18 protein-coding genes and 1 pseudogene are annotated in these 20,189 nt (G+C 69.1%); 8 read left to right on the forward strand and 11 right to left on the reverse strand.

Going from position 1 to position 20,189, the window contains the following annotated elements:
- Window positions 1-70: 70 nt before the first annotated feature.
- The 5 genes from ACFQWG_RS01740 to ACFQWG_RS01760 form a co-directional block, all read right to left on the reverse strand.
- Window positions 71-826, reverse strand: coding sequence for an amino acid ABC transporter ATP-binding protein (locus ACFQWG_RS01740; protein ID WP_380976164.1), 756 nt, complete (start codon window positions 824-826; stop codon window positions 71-73).
- A 32-nt stretch (window positions 827-858) separates the two neighbouring features.
- On the reverse strand, window positions 859-1,722 hold the full coding sequence (locus ACFQWG_RS01745) for an amino acid ABC transporter permease (protein WP_380971546.1): 864 nt from the start codon (window positions 1,720-1,722) through the stop codon (window positions 859-861).
- A gap of 184 nt (window positions 1,723-1,906) precedes the next feature.
- A complete protein-coding gene (locus ACFQWG_RS01750; protein WP_380971548.1) occupies window positions 1,907-2,812 on the reverse strand; it encodes an ABC transporter substrate-binding protein in 906 nt (301 codons plus the stop codon).
- Between the two features lie 80 nt (window positions 2,813-2,892).
- A complete protein-coding gene (locus tag ACFQWG_RS01755) occupies window positions 2,893-3,864 on the reverse strand; it encodes an electron transfer flavoprotein subunit alpha/FixB family protein (RefSeq protein ID WP_380971550.1) in 972 nt (323 codons plus the stop codon).
- Window positions 3,865-3,873: 9 nt separating this feature from the next.
- Window positions 3,874-4,665, reverse strand: a complete 792-nt coding sequence (locus tag ACFQWG_RS01760) for an electron transfer flavoprotein subunit beta/FixA family protein (protein WP_380971551.1) — start codon at window positions 4,663-4,665, stop codon at window positions 3,874-3,876.
- Window positions 4,666-5,134: 469 nt separating this feature from the next.
- Here ACFQWG_RS01760 and ACFQWG_RS01765 point away from each other — a divergent pair, with 469 nt between their 5' ends.
- The 7 genes and pseudogenes from ACFQWG_RS01765 (at window position 5,135) to ACFQWG_RS01795 (ending at window position 13,420) form a co-directional block, all read left to right on the forward strand.
- Window positions 5,135-5,824 (forward strand): IclR family transcriptional regulator, encoded by a 690-nt coding sequence (locus tag ACFQWG_RS01765; protein ID WP_380971553.1) that lies wholly within the window; start codon window positions 5,135-5,137, stop codon window positions 5,822-5,824.
- Window positions 5,824-7,101 (forward strand): allantoate amidohydrolase, encoded by a 1,278-nt coding sequence (locus tag ACFQWG_RS01770; protein ID WP_380971555.1) that lies wholly within the window; start codon window positions 5,824-5,826, stop codon window positions 7,099-7,101. Before ACFQWG_RS01765 ends, ACFQWG_RS01770 begins: the two co-directional genes overlap by 1 nt.
- Entirely contained in the window at window positions 7,098-8,429 is a 1,332-nt protein-coding gene (locus ACFQWG_RS01775) for a formimidoylglutamate deiminase (protein ID WP_380971557.1), read from the forward strand. The genes ACFQWG_RS01770 and ACFQWG_RS01775 overlap by 4 nt, the downstream gene beginning before the upstream one ends.
- A complete protein-coding gene (gene hutI, locus ACFQWG_RS01780; RefSeq protein WP_380971559.1) occupies window positions 8,426-9,640 on the forward strand; it encodes an imidazolonepropionase in 1,215 nt (404 codons plus the stop codon). Before ACFQWG_RS01775 ends, hutI begins: the two co-directional genes overlap by 4 nt.
- A 12-nt stretch (window positions 9,641-9,652) precedes the next feature.
- Complete coding sequence (locus tag ACFQWG_RS01785) at window positions 9,653-11,668, forward strand: urocanate hydratase (RefSeq protein WP_380971561.1); 2,016 nt, start codon at window positions 9,653-9,655, stop codon at window positions 11,666-11,668.
- A complete protein-coding gene (locus ACFQWG_RS01790; protein ID WP_380971563.1) occupies window positions 11,665-12,084 on the forward strand; it encodes a hypothetical protein in 420 nt (139 codons plus the stop codon). The genes ACFQWG_RS01785 and ACFQWG_RS01790 overlap by 4 nt, the downstream gene beginning before the upstream one ends.
- 188 nt (window positions 12,085-12,272) lie before the next feature.
- Window positions 12,273-13,420: pseudogene (locus ACFQWG_RS01795) on the forward strand (branched-chain amino acid aminotransferase).
- A 17-nt stretch (window positions 13,421-13,437) separates the two neighbouring features.
- On the opposite strand, the gene ACFQWG_RS01800 reads toward ACFQWG_RS01795, so the two are convergent.
- From ACFQWG_RS01800 to ACFQWG_RS01825, 6 genes are all read right to left on the reverse strand, one after another.
- On the reverse strand, window positions 13,438-13,989 hold the full coding sequence (locus tag ACFQWG_RS01800; protein ID WP_380971565.1) for an NAD(P)H-dependent oxidoreductase: 552 nt from the start codon (window positions 13,987-13,989) through the stop codon (window positions 13,438-13,440).
- Window positions 13,986-15,062 (reverse strand): LLM class flavin-dependent oxidoreductase, encoded by a 1,077-nt coding sequence (locus ACFQWG_RS01805; protein ID WP_380971567.1) that lies wholly within the window; start codon window positions 15,060-15,062, stop codon window positions 13,986-13,988. The genes ACFQWG_RS01800 and ACFQWG_RS01805 overlap by 4 nt, the downstream gene beginning before the upstream one ends.
- Window positions 15,059-15,490 (reverse strand): winged helix-turn-helix transcriptional regulator, encoded by a 432-nt coding sequence (locus ACFQWG_RS01810; RefSeq protein WP_380971569.1) that lies wholly within the window; start codon window positions 15,488-15,490, stop codon window positions 15,059-15,061. The genes ACFQWG_RS01805 and ACFQWG_RS01810 overlap by 4 nt, the downstream gene beginning before the upstream one ends.
- Window positions 15,491-15,586: 96 nt before the next feature.
- Window positions 15,587-16,561 carry a DoxX family protein gene (locus ACFQWG_RS01815; protein ID WP_380971570.1) on the reverse strand — a complete coding sequence of 325 codons (975 nt, stop codon included), beginning with the start codon at window positions 16,559-16,561 and terminating at the stop codon, window positions 15,587-15,589.
- Between the two features lie 56 nt (window positions 16,562-16,617).
- Window positions 16,618-17,562, reverse strand: a complete 945-nt coding sequence (locus ACFQWG_RS01820; protein WP_380971572.1) for a LysR family transcriptional regulator — start codon at window positions 17,560-17,562, stop codon at window positions 16,618-16,620.
- A 51-nt stretch (window positions 17,563-17,613) separates the two neighbouring features.
- Complete coding sequence (locus ACFQWG_RS01825) at window positions 17,614-18,324, reverse strand: GntR family transcriptional regulator (RefSeq protein ID WP_380971574.1); 711 nt, start codon at window positions 18,322-18,324, stop codon at window positions 17,614-17,616.
- Window positions 18,325-18,847: 523 nt separating this feature from the next.
- On the opposite strand from ACFQWG_RS01825, the gene ACFQWG_RS01830 reads away from it, so the two are divergent.
- Entirely contained in the window at window positions 18,848-20,185 is a 1,338-nt protein-coding gene (locus ACFQWG_RS01830) for an ABC transporter substrate-binding protein (RefSeq protein WP_380971576.1), read from the forward strand.
- The last annotated feature ends 4 nt before the right edge of the window (window positions 20,186-20,189 follow it).

The following is a 20,189-nucleotide window of genomic DNA, read 5'->3' on the forward strand; positions in this document are numbered from 1 at the left end:
GGCGCGGTGCTGGCGGGGCGGACGGGCCGCCCATGCGATCCGCCTTCGCGCGGTGTCCTCGGCGGGGTCGTCATGCCCTGAGCTTTGACATGAACACCTGTGTGCTCTCGTGCTGGGAGTTGCCGATCACCTGTTCGGGCGGGCCGAACTCGACGATGCGGCCGTCGTCCATGAACGCGACACGATCTGCCACGTCCCGCGCGAATCCGACCTCGTGCGTCACGACGATCATGGTCATCCCCGTCTTCGCGAGGTCCCGCATGACGGCCAGGACCTCGCCGACGAGCTCCGGGTCCAGGGCGGATGTCGGTTCGTCGAAGAGCATGACCTTCGGACGCATGGCCAGGGCACGTGCGATGGCCACACGTTGCTGCTGGCCGCCTGAGAGCTTGGAGGGGTAGGAATTCTCGCGGCCGGACAGGCCGACCTTCCGTAGGAGCTCGCGGGCATGTTCTTCCGCCTCGACGCGGGGTTCGTGACGCACCCGGACGGGAGCCTCGACGATGTTCTCCAGGACGGTCATGTGGGAGAAGAGGTTGAACCGCTGGAACACGATGCCGAGCTCGGCTCGTTGGGCGGAGAGCTGCTTCTCCGGGAGCCGACGCATGAATCCCTTCTCAAGGCGATGGCCGATGAGCCTCCCGTCGACGACCACCATGCCCGAGTCGATGTCCTCCAGGACGTTGATGCAGCGCAGCAGGGTGGACTTGCCGGCCCCGGAGCGTCCGAGGAGGCAACACACGGTTCCGCGTTCGACGTCGAGGTCCACGCCGCGCAGCACGGGTCTGCCGTGGAACGCCTTGGTGATGCCCCTCATGGAAACCATGGGAGTGCTGGCCGGTCCGATGACAGGGGCGCTCACTGGTCCTCTCCCTTCTCGGGACGGTCGCGGTCTGAACGGGCGAGGTTCCTTTCGAGGGCGTACTGGCCGACGCTCAGCAGAGAGCTCACCAGGAGGTACCACAAGGAGGCGGTGATGAGCAGCGGGATGACTTGATAGTTGTCCGTGTAGATCAGCTGCGCGGAGTAGAGCAGGTCCGGGTATGCCAGGACCGAGACCATGGACGAGGTCTTGAGCATGCCGATGAGCTCGTTGGATGTCGGCGGTACCACGACACGCAGGGCCTGCGGCAGGATGATTCGCTGCAGCACCAGCAGATGCGGCATCCCCAGGGCGCGCGCGGCCTCCTCCTGGCCGGAGTCGACGGCGGCGATCCCTCCTCGCACGATTTCCGCCATGTAGGCGGCCTCATTGAGGCCGAGCCCGAGAATGGCGGCCATATAGGGGGTGATGACGTCGTTCGCGGAGACGGACACCAGCGGTTGGAAGAACGGCAGGCCGACGTCGATGGTCGGATAGAGAGCGGAGAAGGAACCCCACAGAAGCAGCTGCACGAACACGGGCGTGCCTCGGAACAACCAGATGTAGACCCAGGCCACTCCGCCGAGGACTCTGTTGGCTGAGCCGCGCATGACGGCCAGGACGACTCCCAGGACGATGCCCACCACCATCGACACAATGGTGAGCTGCAAGGTGTTGAGCAGCCCCTTGAGGATCCTGGGCGACACGAACCAGCTGAACACGATGTCCCAGTGGAAGCGCTCATTCGTGGTCATGGACGTGGCGACCTGGACGAGGACGACGGCGATGACGACCAGAGCGAGCCACTGCCCTCGATGCTGAAGCTGACGGATCTCGGGGTACGGAGGGCCAGAGCGCATCTCGCGCCCCACCTTCGCGGCTTGAGCCGCGTCTTCTGACTGCCCTATCCGTGGCATTGGCGCCATCTCCCACTCTCAGTGCGCGGTCGTGGTTCGTTTCCCTGGTGGGACTGCTCGGTCGCCGACCGGGACCGGGGAGGCTGACTCCGTCAGGGCGGTTGGGGGGACAGCCTCCCCGGTGTCATCAGCTGATGGGTTCCCCGTTGATCAGAGGCGCGGGGATCTCCGCGTCGGAGAGTCCCCACTTCTCGAAGATCTCCGCATAGGTGCCGTCGGCGATGATCTGGTCGAAGGCTTTGGCGATCGGCTCCGCCAGGCCCGAGTCCTTGAGCACCGCCACACCGTGGTACACCTTGCCGTAGGACTCGCCGGTCGTGGCGAACTTGCCGTCGGTTGTCTCCACGAGGTCAACGGCCGTGGGCTCATCCATGATGGTCACCTGCGCGCGACCTCCCTCCAGAGCGACGTTGGCCGTGCCCTGGTCGGGATAGGAGCTCACCGTGACGGGCTTGCCCGCGGTCTCGCAGTCGGCCTCCTTGCTCTGGGCGTCGGACTCGCCCTGGGATCCCTTCTGCACGGCGACCGTGAGGCCGCACAGCTCGTCGAGGCTGGTGGGCGGATTCTCCAGCGTCGAGAGGACGACGAGGCTCGTTCCATCACGGCTGTAGTCGACGAAGTCGACGACTTCACGGCGCTCGTCGGTGTCATTGATCCACGACATCCCGGCGTCGTACTTGTCGCCCTGGATTCCGGGGATGATCGCGTCGAAGGAGGCGTTCTGGACGTCCACGGTGACGCCGAGGGCTGTGCCGAGGGCCTCCGCCAGATCGATGTCGAGTCCGATCAGGGTCGTTCCATCGGTGTCCATCGAGGCGATGGGGGCGTAGTTGCCATCTGTGGCGATGGTCAGCGTGCCGCTTTCCTGAACCGCCTCAGGAAGCTCGTCGAAGAGACTCTCCGTCGCCGGGTCGGCAGACGCCCCACTGGCCGGCGAGCTCTCGTCGGAGGAACCCGATGAGCATCCCGAGGCGAGAAGGGGGAGCATGAGCACGAGGCTGGCCGCGGTCACGGTCCTGAGGTGGCGTTTCATGTCGGTGCGCATTGCAGTGCCTTTCTGGCGGATCTGTGCGGGGTGTCCCGGTGGTGGTGGTCAGAGGAAGCGGTGGTCGGTCAGGGGAGAGCGGTCCCGTCTGGGCTCGGGCGGCTTCGGAGGGCCTCAACCAGACGGGGCACCACGACCGTGGCGTCCCCCACGACGCTGAGGTCGGCCAGGGCGTGGATCGGGGCCTCCGGGTCGTTGTTGATGGCGACGATGTGAGAGGCGCCCATTGCTCCAGACATGTGCTGGACGGCTCCGGCGATCCCCAGGGCGATGTAGACGTCCGGGGAGACGGTGGCGCCTGTCTGACCGATCTGGAGGGACTGGGGATAGACCCCCTCGTCCACGAGCGCCCGCGTTGCTCCGACTGCGGCACCGAGGACATCGGCGAGATCCTCGGCCAGGGTCGCATGACCGGCCAAGCCGCGGCCCGCAGCGACGACGGTTCTCGCTGTGCCCAGCGGCGGGCGGGCCTGCGGCGGCGTGGGGGCCCATGAGATCAGTCGCGGCCAGGGGCCGGCGGCGGAGGAGGAACCCGTCAAGTGAGAGATCGATGCGCTGTCCGAGGGCGTGGACACGCGATGGGACTGCGGTCTCATCGTGCACACGAGCACGGGGCACCGGGCCTCCACAGTGGTGGTGAAGCGCGAGCCGAGAACGGACTTCGACGCACGCACCCTCCCGTCGTGGAACCAGAGCCTCGAGACGTCGGTGGCGGCGCCCGCTTCGAGCCGGGACGCCAGCCGCGCCGCCAGTCGGGTTCCTTCGAGGCCGGCAGGGAGCGCGACCGCCGATGGGCGGAGGGCGTGGACGAGGTCGACGACCGACTGCACGACGACGGCGTCGGCGAGGCCGGCGCCGTCGTCCGCCATGTCCAGGACGCGCACGTCCGGTGTCCCGAGGTCGTGGGTCTCTCCCGACGCCAGGGCGCCGACGACGAGGGCGGTGACCTCGCCGAGTTCCCCGGCTGCCAGGACCAGATCGACAGCACCAGGGTCCGGGGGGCCGGAGGTGGCGTCGACGACTGCGATTGCTCTGGGCATCTCCTGCTCCTAATCCCTGGTGATCTCGGTGATGTAACGAGCGAGCTCCTCGGCTGCGGAGCCGTCCTTGTCCACGAGGATCCGGCGCTCGCTCTCGCGTGCCGGTATCGGTTGGACGTCGAGGACCTGGAGCCGGCTGGCGTTCGTTCCCACTTGCGACTCGTCGAGCCCGAGGTCGTCCAGTGCGAGCGTTGCGATCGGCGTTCTGCGCGCGGTCCTCAGATCCCTGAAAGACGGATAGTGAACCTCTCCGGACTGGTCGGTGACGGAGACGACGGTTGGTCCCGTGGCTGCGAACTCGGCGTTTCCGGTGGCACTGCTACGTCGTATCCGCACCTCCGCGCCGTCCTCGACGACCGACTCGGCATCCGTGAGCGGGGTCCATCCGAGTTCGGCGGCCAGCATCTCCGGGACCAGGCCCGTGGCGGAGTCCGTCGACGACATCGCGCAGAACACCGCGTCGACGTCTCCCAGGTGGGTCACCGCCCGTGCCAGGACTTTCGCCGTGGCGGGCACATCGCTTCCCGCCAGTGCCGGGTCGGTGATGAGGACAGCTTCGTCGGCGCCGAGCTCGAGCGCGTGCCGCAGCGCCTCCTCGGCGCCCGAGGGACCCATGGTGAGCGCGCAGACGCGGCGGTCGTCAGACAGGGAGGAGAACTCCAGCGCTCGTTCGACCGCGTAGTCGTCGAGTTCGCCCATTCTTCCCTTCCCCTCGTCCCGAACGAGTCTGAGGTCATGCCCGACGACTGCCTCCTCCGGCGGATCGGCCACGTACTTGACGCAGACCACGATTCGTGCCATGTCGTTCCTCCTGTCCGCTCGTCCGGGCCGTCGGCCGGATGACTGTGTTCGGTTGGACCAGCTGATCACCGGACTGACTTCCATTTAATGGAAGCAGGTTCCCACATATGATGTAAAGGACTGTCCACTCTTTGGTCTTTTATCTGTCGATGAAGCACCATAGAAAGGTCAAGGCTTGATGTCTGCACCTTCGGGCCATGGGGCCTGCTCGCGGCGATCGCTGATCGCTGGGCGGCCTGGCCGCCGACGGGGCATGGGCGACCCTTGCGTCTGCCGCGCGGATGGTCGCCATGCGGACAGGTCTTTATAATAGAATGGGATCAGCTTTCCATTAACCGGGAGGAAGGTGGCGGGCGGCCCGAAGCCGCGTCTGGGAGAGCGCCGACGTGTCGCGCGAACCCGTGGACGCGTGATCCGGTCGAGCATCCCGGCACTATCGGAACTGACATCGCACAGGTAGGGGCATGCCATGGAACAACGATCACGCAGACCGGTCGACCGCACACTCGACCTCCTCACGCTCGTGTGCCGCACGCCGGGGCTGTCGCTCAGCGAATGCGCCCGGGCCGCTGAGATCCCCATCTCCTCCGCGCAACGTCATCTCCAGGCGCTCGAGGCCAGCGAGTACGTCGCCCGGGACCGGGAGGGCGGCTATCGGCCCGGCTTCCTCCTCATGAAGCTGGGCGCGGCGAGCCTCAGCCAGGACAACCTCATCTGGGTGGCCTCCCGCTACATGCGCGACATCGTCAGCCGCACCGGGGAGTCCGTCTATCTTGCCGTCGAAGGAACGGCGCAGTTCGGCCTCTACATCCATGTCATCGAGGGGACGCACTCCGTGCGCCACGCCAATTGGGTCGGCCGGACGATCCCGCTGGCTGAGTCCGCCGTGGGCAAGGTCCTGCTGGGGGAGGTGCCGCTGGGCGAGTTCACGATGGTTGAGGGAGGCGTCGAAGACGACGTCACGGCGATCGCCGCTCCCATCCGACGTGCTGGCGCCGTCAACGCCGCCCTCAACCTCGTGGTGCCCAGGTACCGGATGACTGCCGAGAAAACTGATCGTTACGGATCGGCCTTGGCGGAGGCGGGCGTGCAGATCTCCTGCTGTTTCGAGGCCGACCTGCCGATCCCGTCGGCCCCAGTCTCCGGGGAGCCCCGGTGATGGGCGCTCCCCGCGGCTCCGGAGCGGTGCCACGCTTCTGGCAGGGCCAAACCCCGAAGACGACCCTCGACCCCGCGCTCGCCGGCGACCTCTGCGCGATGTTCTCCGAGATCGAAGGCGTCGGCGGGCCTGGAGAGGACCCGTCGCGCGGGTACACGCGCAGCGCCTGGACCGCCCAGGACCTCGCCCTGCGCGACTGGTTCGCTCGCCGCGCCGGTTCACTCGGCCTGCGGGTCGGCACCGACAGCGCAGGCAACCAGTGGGCCTGGTGGGACAGCCCCCACGGACCCCGCACGGCCGTGACCTGTGGATCCCATCTCGATTCCGTCCCCTCCGGCGGAGCCTTCGACGGCCCGCTCGGCGTGATCTCCTCCCTGGCCGCCGTCGCCTCCCTGCAACGCCGCGGGCTCACCCCCTCGTGCCCTCTGGCCATCGTGAACTTCTCCGACGAAGAGGGCGCCCGCTTCGGCATCGCCTGCGTCGGCTCCCGGGTCCTCACCGGCGTCCTCGACGCGGAGCGCGCCCTCGGCCTCGTGGATGCCGAGGGGCGAGAGGCCCGCGAGATCCTTCGGGAGGCCGGACAGGACCTCTCCGCCTACGGGGCGGATCCGGAGCTCCTCGCCTCGATCGCCACGCACATCGAACTCCACGTCGAGCAGGGACGCGCCCTGGCCGACAAGGGAGCCCCTGTCGGTGTGGCCACGCACATCTGGCCCCACGGGCGATGGCGCATCGACATCGGCGGCGAGGCCAACCACGCCGGGACCACGCCGATGGGGGACCGCGACGACGCCCTGGTCGCTGCCGCCGCGCTCATTCTGCGCGTCCGAGAGATCGCGCTCGCCCGCGGCGCGCGGCTCACGGTGGGGCGCCTCGGCATCGAACCGGGGGCGACCAACGTGATCCCCTCCCGCGTGCGCCTATGGGTCGACGCGCGCGCCGGCGACTCCGCGACGCTGGACGCCGCGCTCGCCGACCTGGCCGAGTGGTCCCCGCTCAACGAGTCCCTCACGCCCGCCACGTCCTTCGACGAGGACGTCCGGGAGCGTCTGTGCGCGGCCTCGACCCGAGTCCTCGGCGCGGCCACCGCCGAGGGCACAGCCGCAGGACACGACTCGGGCATCCTCCAGGACGCCGGAGTGCCCTGCGGCATGATCTTCGTGCGCAACGCCACCGGCTTCTCCCACACTCCGCGGGAGTACGCCACCCTCGCGGACTGCACCGCGGGCGCGGCCGTCCTCGTCGAGACCCTGGAGGAGAGGACGCGCGCCCGATGAACGTCTCCTTGTGGTGCCCCCTCGCCTGGACGGACACCGGCATGCGGCACGACGTGCGCCTCACCCTCCGAGGCGACGTCATCGCCCGGATCGAGTGCGGTGTCGAGGCCGCGTCCGCCGACGAACGCCTGGACAGCACCCTCGTGATGCCCGGGACCGCGAACTGCCACTCGCACACCTTCCACCGGACGATGCGCGGCCTGGGCGGATCGGGAGGCGCGTTCTGGTCGTGGCGGGACACGATGTACGGGATCGCCTCGCGTCTGACGCCGGAGACCTATCGCGTCTACGCCCGGGCCGCCTTCGCCGAGATGCTCTGCGCCGGCTACACCGCTGTCGGAGAGTTCCACTACGTCCATCACCAGCCCGATGGGACCCCGTACCAGCCCGCTCACGCCATGGAGCGCGCGCTCGCCGACGCAGCCGAAGACGTCGGGATCCGCCTGACGCTCCTCGACACCCTCTACCTCTCCTCCGGCTTCGACGCGCCTGTGGAGTCCGCCCAGAGGCGGTTCTCCGACGGCACGGCCGCACGGTGGGCCGAACGGATCGAGGCGCTCGACTCCTCGCTCGACGGACACTCCCTCGTCCGCGTGGGCGCCGCCATCCACTCGGTGCGCGCGGTCGATCCCCTTTCCTGCGCGTACGTCGCCGAGTGGGCAAGGCGGAGGGGGCGTCCCTTGCACGTCCACGTCTCCGAGCAGCCGCGTGAGAACGAGGACTGCCTGCGCCACCGCGGAGCGACCCCCGTGCGCGTCCTCGCGGACGCCGGCGTGTGGGAGGCGAACGCGACCGCCGTCCATGCGACCCACCTCACCGACGAGGATGTGGGCCTGCTGGGCTCCGCGGGCGCCACCGTGTGCCTGTGCCCCTCCACCGAGGCGGATCTCGGCGACGGGCTGGCCCGAGTGGGGGACCTCCTCGAGGCGGGAACCGGCCTCAGCCTCGGCTCCGACGAGAACATCCTGACGGACCCCTTCTCAGAGGCGCAGCGGGTCGTCGCCGGGGAGGGGCTGCGCACCGGGGTACGGCAGGCGATCCCCGTGGCACGCCTCATGGGGGCGCTCACAGAACGAGGACACGCCTCCATCGGGTCGCCGGCGGGCGCGCTCGCCCCAGGCAGGCCCGCCGACCTCGTCGCCCTGCGACTGGCCGGCGCCCACCTCGCCGGCGTCCCCCTCGAGAGCATCCCGCTGTTCCTCACCGCTGCCGACATCGACCGCGTGTGGGTCGCAGGCCGGGAGGTCGTGCAGGACGGCCGTCATGTGTCGGTCGATCCCGGACGCGACCTTGACGAGATCGGGCGCGAGTTGAGGAGGACCCGATGAGGACCATCGCCATCACCGGCATCGGGGAGCTCACCACCAACGACGCGGCGCGCTTCGGAGGCGATCTGGGGATCCTGCGCGACGCGGCCCTCGTCGTCGAGGACGGCCGCATCGCCTGGATCGGGCCGACCACGCGGGCCCCCGCCACGGACCGGCGCCTCGATGTCGACGGACGCGCCGTCATCCCCGGCTTGGTAGACGCCCACACCCACCTGGTTTTCGCCGGGGACCGGTCCCAGGAGTTCGTCGCGCGGATGGCCGGCGCCGCCTACGACGGCCGCGGCATCCTCGAGACGGTCGAGGCGACCCGCGCCGCGTCCACCGCCCATCTGAGCACCCGGCTGAGGCACTCCATGGCGGAACTGCGCCGCCAGGGCACGACCACCGTGGAGATCAAGAGCGGGTACGGACTGGATCTGGCGAACGAGACCCGGCTGCTCAGAATCGCCGGAGCGTTCACCTCGGAGACGACCTTCCTCGGGGGACACGCCATCCCTGTGGAGTACCGTCGCCATCGCGACGCCTACATCGAACTGGTGTCCGGGGACATGCTGCGCGTCTGCGCCCCGCTGGCGAGATGGGCCGACGTCTTCTGCGAGCCCCATTCGCCCCACGCCCTGCGCGAGGACGAGGCGCGGCTGGTCCTCACTCGCGCCAAGGACGCCGGTCTCGGGGTCCGCGTGCACGGCTGCCAGCTCGGAGAGGGACCCGGAGCGGAACTCGCCGTCGAACTCGGCGCGGCGAGCCTCGACCATGCGACCCACTTGCGCGACAGCGACGCCGACCTGCTCGCCGACGCCGCCCCCGAGGGCGGGCCCGTGGTCACCCTCCTCCCCCTCGTCGAGTTCGCCACGCGCCAGCCGTTTCCGGATGCCCGTCGGCTCCTCGACCGGGGAGTGCACGTGGCCCTGGCCAGCGACTGCAACCCCGGCACCAACGCCTCGAGCTCGCTGCCGCTGGCCATGGCCCTGGCTGTGCGGCACATGGGCATGACACCCGAGCAGGCGCTGCGGGGGGCCACCGTCGAGGCGGCGCGCTCCCTGCGTCGCGACGACATCGGCCGCCTGACGGTCGGGGCCGCAGCCGACCTCGCCCTCGTCGACGCGCCCAGCTACCTGCACATCTTCTACCGGCCGGGGGTCCCCCTGGTCTCGGCCCTCGATGTCGCAGACACTCCCGGCGGAGGATCCTCTTCCGGAACATGGCACTGAAGGAGACATAGGATGCACACCACCGACGGACCCTTCTGCGTGGCCCCGATTGCTGAGCTGCCCGAGTACCCCGCGTTCGACCCGGACGCGCGCCGCGCGCCCTCGCGGGGATTTCGCCTCACGCGCGACCAGACGGCCCTGGCGCTGCGCAATGCGCTGCGCTACGTCGATCCCGCCCTCCACGAAGCGCTTATCCCCGAGTTCCTCACCGAGCTCATGACCTACGGGCGGATCTACGCCTACCGGTTCCGTCCCGCCGGGCGGCTCCGGGGCCGACCCGTCGACGAGTATGAGGGCGCCTGCCTTGAGGGACGCGCCTTCCAGGTCATGATCGACAACAACCTCGACGCCGATGTCGCCCTGTATCCCTATGAGCTCGTCACCTATGGCGAGACCGGGTCCGTGTGCCACGACTGGCTCCAGTACCGCATGATCACCCGCTATCTCCAGCTGATGACGCGCGAACAGACGCTGGTGCTCGAGTCCGGGCATCCGGTCGGCCTCTTCCCCTCACGCCCCGACGCCCCCCGGGTCATCATCACGAACGGACTGATGGTCGGCCTCTTCGACAACCACGACGACTGGGAGATCGCCGAGGAGATGGGCGTGGCGAACTACGGTCAGATGACCGCCGGCGGCTGGATGTACATCGGCCCCCAGGGCATCGTCCACGGCACCTACAACACGCTCCTCAACGCGGCGCGCCGCTCGCTCGGAGTCGCCGAGGACGCGACGCTTGCCGGACTGCTGTTCGTCTCCTCGGGACTGGGAGGGATGAGCGGCGCCCAGCCCAAGGCCATGACGCTGGCCGGCGGCGTCTCCATCATCGCCGAGGTCGACGCGAGCCGGATCCGGACGCGCCTGGACCAGGGGTGGGTCGACGAACAGGTGGACGCCCCCGAGGAGGCGTTCCGTCGGGCGCGCCTGGCCCAGGACGCCGGCAGGGCCCACTCCATCGCGTATCACGGGAACGTCGTCGATCTGCTGCGCGTCGCCGTCGACCGTTCGATCCGCATCGACCTGCTCTCCGACCAGACCTCCTGCCACGAGGCCCACTCGGGCGGGTACTGCCCGGCGGGCGTGGACTTCGAGGAGAGGACGCGGCTGCTGGCCGAGGATCCGAGTCTGCTCGCCAAACTCGTCGACGCTGGATTGCGCGTCCACTACGACCTCATCGCGACCCTTCACGAGAGGGGCACCTACTTCTTCGACTACGGCAACTCCTTCCTCAAGGCATGCTTCGACGCGGGCATCACGGAGCTGTCCCGCAACGGGCTCGACGACAAGGACGGCTTCACCCTGCCCTCCTACGTCGAGGACATCATGGGGCCCCACCTCTTCGACTACGGCTACGGCCCCTTCCGATGGGTGTGCCTGACCGGACGCGAGGAAGACCTGCGCTCCACGGACCGCGCGGCCCTCGACTGCATCGATCCGACTCGGCGCTCCCAGGACCGCGACAACTGGAACTGGATCCGCAACGCCGAGGACGCCCATCTGGTCGTGGGGACGAAGGCCCGGATCCTGTACCAGGACATGGAGGGACGCGTGCGCATCGCCCTGAGGTTCAACGACATGGTCCGCCGCGGTCTCGTCGGCCCCGTCATGATCGGACGCGATCACCATGACGTGTCCGGCACGGATTCCCCCTTCCGGGAGACGGCGAACATCCGGGACGGATCCAATGTCATGGCCGACATGGCCGTCCAGTGCTTCGCCGGGAACGCCGCGAGGGGCATGAGCCTCGTCGCCCTGCACAACGGCGGGGGAGTCGGTATCGGGCGGGCGATCAACGGCGGATTCGGCCTGGTCCTTGACGGATCCGAGCGCGTCGACGGGATCATCCGCTCCTCCCTGCTGTGGGACGTCATGGGCGGGGTCGCCCGGCGCTCCTGGGCCCGCAACCCCCATGCCATGGAGGTCGTCCGCGACTTCAACGGCGTGTACGCCGGCCAGGCCCACATCACAGAGCCCGCCCTCGTCGATGACGACCTGGTCGACCGGGCAGTGGACGCGAGCTTCCGATGAGCGGGCGCGTCGGCACCGTCGTGGTCGACGGCCGCCTCGGCCCTCGGACCTCTCTGGGGGTCGTCGACCGCGACGTCCTCGTCGACATCGAGGCGGCCTGCCTGGAAGCGGTGCGACGCCGCCGGGAGGAGGCCCGTCGGGCTCGAGCCCCCCGGGTCCGCCTGCGCGGCTCGGTGGGCACTGCGGGCCTCTCGGCGCTCGCGGCCACCGCTCTGACGCTGGCCGGCGAGCGGGAGGGCGACCGCGGTCCCCGTCGCGCCCGGGCGGCGACGCGGCGCCTGCCGGCCTGTGTGCTTCGGGCCAACCTGTCGGTTCTCGACCAGGCTTCGGTAGGTGAGATCGTCTCCTGCCAGACGGACGTCCACGCGCATGGGGTGTCCCTGTCCCTGGGCGACGGGGCAGGGGCGTGCCCGTGAGGTCCGACGTGTGCGAACAAGGCGGGGTCTCGACGCCGCTCTGAGCCGGACCGACGCCTGACGGGGGTCGGGGCCCCACCCGGCTTCCGAGAGTCCCGTCCGCCCCCGGCCACATGACGGTCGCCGCGCCGTGGGGCGCCTGCCCCTCGCTACGCTGAGTGCGTCACCGCTCACCGAGGAGGAATCCCATGGCACCCCAGACACATGTCCCGACCGCGCTTGAGACGCTCGCCGATCAGGTCATCCCGGGGGCCGACGCCGTAGCCGGACGTTTCCCTCTGACCCCGAACCCCCGTCCCGCAGACGAGGCCGAGCACGGGCGCATCATGGACGCCCTCGATTTCGGCAAGGACTTCACGGACCACATGGCGCACATGCGCTGGACGCCCGACCAGGGCTGGCATGACCGCGGGGTCATCCCCTTCGGGCCGCTCGAGCTCACGCCGGGCGCGGCCGTCCTCCACTACTCGCAGTCCGTGTTCGAGGGGATCAAGGCCTATCGCCATGCCGACGGATCGGTGTGGACCTTCCGACCCGGGTACAACGCGGCGCGCATCAACCACTCCGCGCAGCGGCTCGCCCTGCCCCAGGTCGAGCGCGAGGACTTCATCGCGTCGCTGGTCGACTACGTGCGCGCCGACGAGCGGTGGGTCCCGGGCAGGGAGGGCTCGTCGCTGTACCTCCGGCCCTTCATGTTCGCCTCCGAGCAGTTCCTGGGCGTTCACCCGGCCCACCAGATCGACTACTACGTCATCGGCTCCCCGTCGGGTCCCTACTTCACGGGCGGCTTCCAGCCCGTGTCCATCTGGGTGGCCAAGGGCTACCACCGCGCGGGCCCCGGCGGGACCGGTTCCGCCAAGGCCGGCGGGAACTACGCCGCCTCCCTGCTGCCCCAGCAGGAGGCCGCCGGGCGCGGTTTCTCCCAGGTCTGCTTCCTGGACACCTACGAGGAGAAGTACCTCGAGGAGCTCGGCGGCATGAACATGTTCATCGTCATGGCCGACGGCACGGTCCGCACGCCGTCCCTGACCGGGGTGATCCTGGAGGGGGGACGAGGTCGGCGCTGCTGCGGATGCTGCGCGAGCAGGGGACGGAGGTGCGTGAGGAGCGGATCGCGCTCTCCGAGGTCGTCTCCGGCGTCGAGTCGGGCGCTGTCTCCGAGATCTTCGCCTGCGGGACCGCGGCCGTGGTCACCCCCATCGGCCGCCTGGCCGGCGACGGCTTCGAGGTGACGATCCCGGTGGGGCCCGTCACCTCGAAGGCCTACCAGGACCTGGTCGACATCCAGATGGGCCGCGTCGAGGACCCCTATGGATGGACCTACCGGATCTGCTGAGCGGCTGGCCCTCTCCCTCACGCCCGGAGCCGGCGCTCCAGGAGGGGGACGAGGTCGTCGACAGCCACGTGGATGCGCGTGCGGGCATGGGGATCGAGGATCGTCGTGCCGTCGAAGGCGTCCGAGGACAGGTAGATGCCCGAAGGCGCCACGAAGGCTTGGAGGAAGGCGAAGAGCGGGCGCAATTCGTGGTCGATGACCAGACAGTGCCGCTCCGACCCGCCCGTGGCCGTCAGCAGCGTCGGTGTGCCGGCCACGCCGTACTGGTCGAGCAGGTCGGCGAAGTGCTTGAAGATCCCGGGATAGGAGCCGCGGAACACCGGGGTCGCCACGATCAGCAGGTCGGCGGCCTCGACCGCCTCCAGCGCACGCAGGGCCCCGGCGCCGGCCTCGTCGCGGGTCCTCGCCGACGTGAGGTCGGTCCCGATCCGGTAGACGTCGACGCGGGTGAGGACGATCGGCCAGCGCTCGGAGACGTCGTCGACCACGGCCTGACCCAGCGCCGCCGACTTCGAGTCCTGAGAGGGCGACCCGTTGAGCAGGACGACCCGCAGTGATGTCGGGCTCAACGGTTCTCGCCCCCGTGGCCGGGCGCCGCCGGGGCGCCGCCGAGCTCGCGGCGCAGCACGGGGGCGACCTCGGTGGCCAGCAGCTCGATGGCTTCAAGGTGATCGCGCTGGGGCACCCCGCCAAAGCCCATCTGGAAGAGGATGCGGTCGATCCCGTAGACCCGGTGGTAGGCCATTGTCTTGTCGACGACCTCCTGGGGGGAGCCGACCACGGGCATGCCGCCGGGCCCCGCCTGGGCGTCGAAGGTGGCGTGGGGGATGTCGAAGCCGACGCCGCGCTGGTGGTTGTTCTCGCGCATGCCGCGCGAGAAGTACGGGTACATCGTCTCCCGCGCCTCCTGGCTGGTGCGCCCGACGAATCCATGGACCGAGGCCCCCACGCGCAGGAGGGGGGCCGGGATCCCCGCCTGCTCGGCGGCCGCGCGGTAATAGGCCGTCATCGCCTCGTGCGCTCTCAGGGGGCCCATGAGGAAGCCGATGATCATCGGGATCCCGGATCGCCCGGCCCGCACCGCCGAGGCCGGGGAGCCGCCCGCCGCCCGCCACACGGGCAGCGGGTCCTGAAGGGCCCGCGGGGAGATCTCCGCGTTCTCCAGCGGGGGGCGGGTGGATCCTGACCATGTGATCGGGTTCTCGGAGCGGAGGCGCAGCAGGAGGTCCAGCTTTTCCTCGAAGAGGACCTCGTAATCGTCGAGGGAGTACCCGAACAGCGGGAAGGACTCCGTGTAGGAGCCGCGTCCAGCCATGATCTCGGCACGTCCCTCGGAGATGTGGTCGAGGGTGGAGAACTGCTCGTAGACCCGTACGGGGTCATCGCTGGAGAGGACAGTGGCGGCGCTGGTGAGCCGGATGCGCGTCGTCGCGGCGGCCGCGGCGGCGAGCAGCGTCTGCGGCGAGGAGGCGACGAAGTCACCGCGGTGGTGCTCGCCGATCCCGAAGACGTCCAGCCCGGCCTGGTCGGCGACGCGGGCCTGCTCCAGGGTGTCGAGGATACGGCGGTGGGGGTCGGCCGCCCGTCCGGTGGCGGGGTCCGTGGTGACCTCGCCGAAGGTGAGGATCCCGATCTCGATCATCTGTGCTGCTCCGTCCGTCGTGCCGGTGTGTGAGCGAGTGGGGCGGGGGCGGCGGAGGGAGAACGGTCCTTCTGGTCGAGCAGCTGATGACCCCACTCGGTGAGCGCGTCGAGGATCGGCAGAAGGGCGCGCCCCTGCGCGGTGAGCGCGTAGCGCACGGCCGGGGGGCGCCCGTCGAGGACGGCGCGAGTGATCAGCCCGGCGCTCTCCAGCTCTCTCAGGCGTCGGGCCAGGACCTGGTCGGAGAGCCCCTCGACGTATCGGGCGATCTCTGAGAATCCGCGGCAGCCGGCGCCCATCGCCTGGACGACGCGGCCGTTCCAGCGCCGCCCCACGATGTCCATGGCCGCCACGAAGGCGTCGCAGGCGGTGGGGGAGCCGGGCTGGCCGGCGTGCGGGGACGAGGTCGGACGCGATGTTGAACTCACAAGAAGTGAGTATCTCACAGGAACTGAGTCTGTGCGAGGCGTCCAGCTGCGTCCTTGCGCGATGGGGCCGGGAACCGGCCGGGTGTCTGCGGTGCGCTACCTGGTCACGGTGCCCGAGTAGGCCGTGTCCGTGCTCTTCGGAATGCTCAGCGGACGCATCCACGACGGCAGGGCGTTCCTCGACCTCAGATCGAGGTCGATCGAGAAGGGGCCCGGGCCCGTGAGAACGAAGGAGGTCAGGAACACGATGAGGAGCATCGGATACTCCCAGCCGCCTCCGGCCCATCCATAGCCGTTGAGCCACTCGCCGCCGTAGAACAGCGTGGCGATCAGGAGGTAGAGGATCCCACCGACACCGGCCAGCCGCGTCATGAATCCGAATCCGATGCCCAGGCCGAATGCGAGCTCGATGATCCCGGCCAGCACGACGAAGAGGCCGGGAGCGGACCCGAGCAGGCTGAACGGCGCCACGGCCTTGTCCCCCATCGGACCGAACACCTGGTTCGCCATGTAGGCCCACGAGTCGTGGCCGGCGAAGATCTTCTCACTCGCGTGGCCGATCTCGTTGAATCCGAACCAGATCCGGATCAGCGTCGCGCCCCACACGAGGTTCGCCAACCATCGGCCGGCACCGCGGTGGGAGACGTCGTTGCGCCAGGTCTGGGCGAACTCGATGATGTAGAGGATCGTGACGGCTCCGCAGACGACCATGAGGGCCCAGGGACGCGGACCGGTGATCGTCCAGTCGACGCCGCCATCCACGTCGGGCACGGACTTCCCGCCCGCCATGGCGGCGATGCGCCAGACGAGGAGGAGCGGCAGCAGCGAGGTGAGGAACCCGACGGTGAAATTGCGGGGCGTCACCAGGAGGGACAGGAGGAACGCCAGCGCCGACAGCAGGAGCGCCCAGACCGCCCCGAAGTCGTGGATCTGATGGGCCCCGGCGATCGAGTACAGGGCGACCAGGAAAACGACGCCCAACCCGGCGGTCACCGCGAGGTGGGGGAACGTCGTGGGTCTCATATGCTCGCGTGTCCCGACGAGCTCGGCTTCATTGGCACGGTCTGACACGGGATTCTCCTCGCTCTCGATTGCTCGCTCATGACACGGTAGAAGCGAGGGGTACGTCACAACAATCCGCTGGAGCTGAAGGGTGTGTTCGGCGGGGGTGAATCGACCCCCGCCAGCCGGGGCCTCCAGAGCCCGGAGGTGAGTCGCTCGACCAGGCTGCGCACCTGGGGCTGCTCCATCCCGCCCTCGCGGACCACCAGGGACACCGTCCATGGGGGGAGGTCCTGTTCGACAGCGCGGACGAGGCAACCGCCTCTCGCCACGACATCGGGGATGACGGCGATGCCCAATCCGACGGCGACGTAGGACGCGACGGAGGGGAGGGTGGCGACTTCCGTGGTCACCCGCCGGGGGATGCCCTGATTCTGAAGGAACGCGTCCAGCTGCTTCCGGTTGCCATAGCCCGGCAGCACGTCGACCCAGCGCTCGGCCGAAAGGTCGCGGAGGTCCACCGCCTTGACGCCTGCCAGGCGGTGCCCGGAGGGGAGGAACGCGCGGTAGGGGAAGTCCGCCAGTTCGATGGACTCCACATGGAGGAGATCGTCGGGAAGCGCGCAGAACGCGACATCCAGGCGGCCGCGCCTGACGTCCTGCGCGGCTCCGGTGGAGCCGCGCATGGGGGCGTAGGTGCGGACCTCGACCCCCGGGTTGTCGACCGCGAATCCGGCCAGGGCTTCGGGCAAGCCGCAATCGCTCTCCATGCCGGGGAAGATGCCGAGCCGGACCCTCCCCCTCAATCCCTGTCCCTCCGCCAGCCCATAGGCGCCCATCGCAGAGACCCCGTCGAGGATTCGCCGGGCCGTGGGCAGGAGTTGTTCCCCGGCCTCGGTGAGTTGGAGGCGGCGCCCGACCTTGGCGAACAGAGCGGTTCCCAGCTCGCGTTCGAGTCGGTGGATGCCGGAAGACACCGTGGACTGCGCGGTCGAGAGCTCGTCGGCGGCCCGGAGGACGCCCTCCTCGGTCGCGACGGAGACGAAGTACTCCAGCAATCGAGTGTCCATGGGGACATGGTGGCACGGCGTGCGGGCCGGGCGCCGGCGGGCGCGGCCGGGTCAGGAGCCGGACGCGGGTTGGCGGCCGCTCTCGAGGACGAGGTGGTAGGAGTCCCCGCGGTACAAGGAGATCGTGTGCTCGACCGGGGCGCCGTCCTCGTCCCACGAGTCGTTGAGGGTGCGCAGGCAGGGGGTCTGCCGGGCGATCGACAGGTGCGCGGCGGCCTCGGCGCCGGGCAGCGTGGCCTCCACCTCGAAACGGGAACGGGCGACCACCGTGGAGTACCGCTGGCGCAGGAGGGCGTAGAGCGAGCCCTCCAGATCCTGGCCGAGCAGGCCGGGGAACCTCTCGGCCGGCAGGGAGGCGATCTCGTGGCACAGGGGGACGTCGTCGCCCAGCCGGACGCGCTCGATGCGGATCACGTAGCCGTCCTCGGCGAGTCCCAGCGCCTCGCGCTCGCGGTCCGTGGCGGCGGTGATCGACGCGCTCACGAGCCTGCTGGACGCCGTCTTGCCGGCTGCGCGCATGGCCTCGGTGAAGGAGTTCGACGACAGGGAGCGCATGACGGTGGGGGTGCGCACGAACGTGCCCTTGCCGGGGATGCCCTCGATACGCCCTGCGGACAGGAGCACCTGGAGGGCCCGCCTGATCGTCATCGCCGAGACCGCGTACTGCGCGACGAGCTCCTGTTCGCTGGGGATGCGGTCGCCCGGGTTCTTCGTCGCGATGAGCGCGGACAGGTCCTTCGCGATGAGGTCGTACTTCTTCACCGAAGATCCTCCCGGTCGTCATGCGTCAGAGTCCCACTGCTTCTCTAGGGTGAAGAGTAGTTCCTCAATGCGGTTGAGAGGGCGTGCCGCGGGAGATGGAACAGAGGCGCAAGCCAGCCTCCCGGTCGCATCTCGAGGACCTTTCTAGAGCTTTGATCAAGCTTGACCAAGATGTGACCGCAATATTGTGGCGTGATGGCGATCGCCTTATGATCATGACGTCGATACCCTAGGGAAGTAGTGATCCCATAGGGAAATCGTCGACGGACTGTCAAGCTCGTCGGCCCGGCGTCGCTTGCTTCCGGCGGGCGGCCGGTCGGGCGGGATCCGATCGGGATCGGGTCTCGCTGCGATCTGCCCTCGCGGGAGTGCGGGGAGAGGTATCCTGACGGTGCCAATCACCCTAGGGAGATAAAACCTCCCTGGGGGGATCTCCGCGGCGACGGCGCCGACGGCAGTCCTTCGTTGCGCACAGTCACACACCGCTTCCCATCCCTATCCAGCCATCAGAGAGGTTCGTGCCATGAATTCCATTCCCCGCAGGCGCACGACGCGCGCGGGCTGTGCCCTCGCCTCCTGCGCCGTCGTCGCGTTGGCCGTCACCGGCTGCGGCTCCGGGTCCGACGACGCCTCGTCGTCGGGCGGATCCTCCGGGTCCGGCGACACCATCACGGTGCTCATGGAGGAGATCTCCTACACCGACAACATCAAGTCCCTGCTGTCCGACTTCGAACAGCAGACAGGCATCACGGTCAACCTCGAGACCGTCCCCTACGCCGATCAGTCCTCGCGCATCCTCCAGGAGTTCGCCCAAGGCTCCAGCACCTACGACGTCGTCTTCAACGACAACACCTACGGGCCGGGCTACTTCTCCTCCGGCTACGTCGAGGACCTCAGCTCCTACGCCTCCTCCGACACCCAGTTCGGCACGCTCGACGACTTCTACGAGCCCTATCTCACCCCGATGACCGAGGGCGACGCGGTCTTCGGGCTGCCCGTCTACGGCGAGTCCACCTGGCTGATGTACCGCACCGACCTCTTCGAGGAGTACGGCATCGACGGCGCCCCCACCACGACGGACGAGCTCATGGCCGACGCGAAGACGATCTCCGAGAAGTCCGGGGGCGAGGTCGCCGGCATCTCCATGAGGGGCATGGCGGGCATCCACGCCGTCTACCCGTGGGCCGGCATCCTGCGCAGCTTCGGCGGCAGCTTCTACGACGCCGACGGGAACCTCGCCATCGACTCCGACGCCGCGGTGGAGGCCACTCAGTACTGGGCCGACCTGCTGACGGACTACGGTCCGGCCGGCGTCGGGAACTTCGACTGGGAGCAGAACCGCATCGCCTTCACGCAGGGCAAGGTGGCGATGACCATCGACGCGACGGCCAACGGGCCCTACAACGAGGACTCGTCCTCCTCGACCGTGGCCGGCAAGGTCGGCTACGCCCCGATCCCCTACGCGGAGGGCGTGACACCGGGCGACAACACGGACAACTCCCTCAACGTCCACGCGCTGTACATGAACGCGAAGAGCGCCCACAAGAACGCCGCGTGGAAGTTCATGTCCTGGGCGACCTCCCAGGCCGTCCAGGAGAACGCCGTGGACACCGTGGAGGCCGTGGGCGTCACGAACGCCGACGTCCTCACCGGGGACGCCTACAAGGAGAAGTACGGCGCCTTCCAGGACGCCGTCATGTCGCAGCTCACAACCGGGAACGTCGACTACCTGCCCACCGGAGACGACGCGAACACCATCATCGAGAACGTCGGCCAGGCCTTGTCCGAGGTGCTCTCCGGACAGAGCTCCGCCCAGGACGCGCTGTCCACCGCCGCCCAGAACATCTCGGCGAACGGCTGACGCG

It is taken from the genome of Schaalia naturae (assembly GCF_042665795.1).
Lineage (GTDB): Bacteria > Actinomycetota > Actinomycetes > Actinomycetales > Actinomycetaceae > Pauljensenia > Pauljensenia naturae.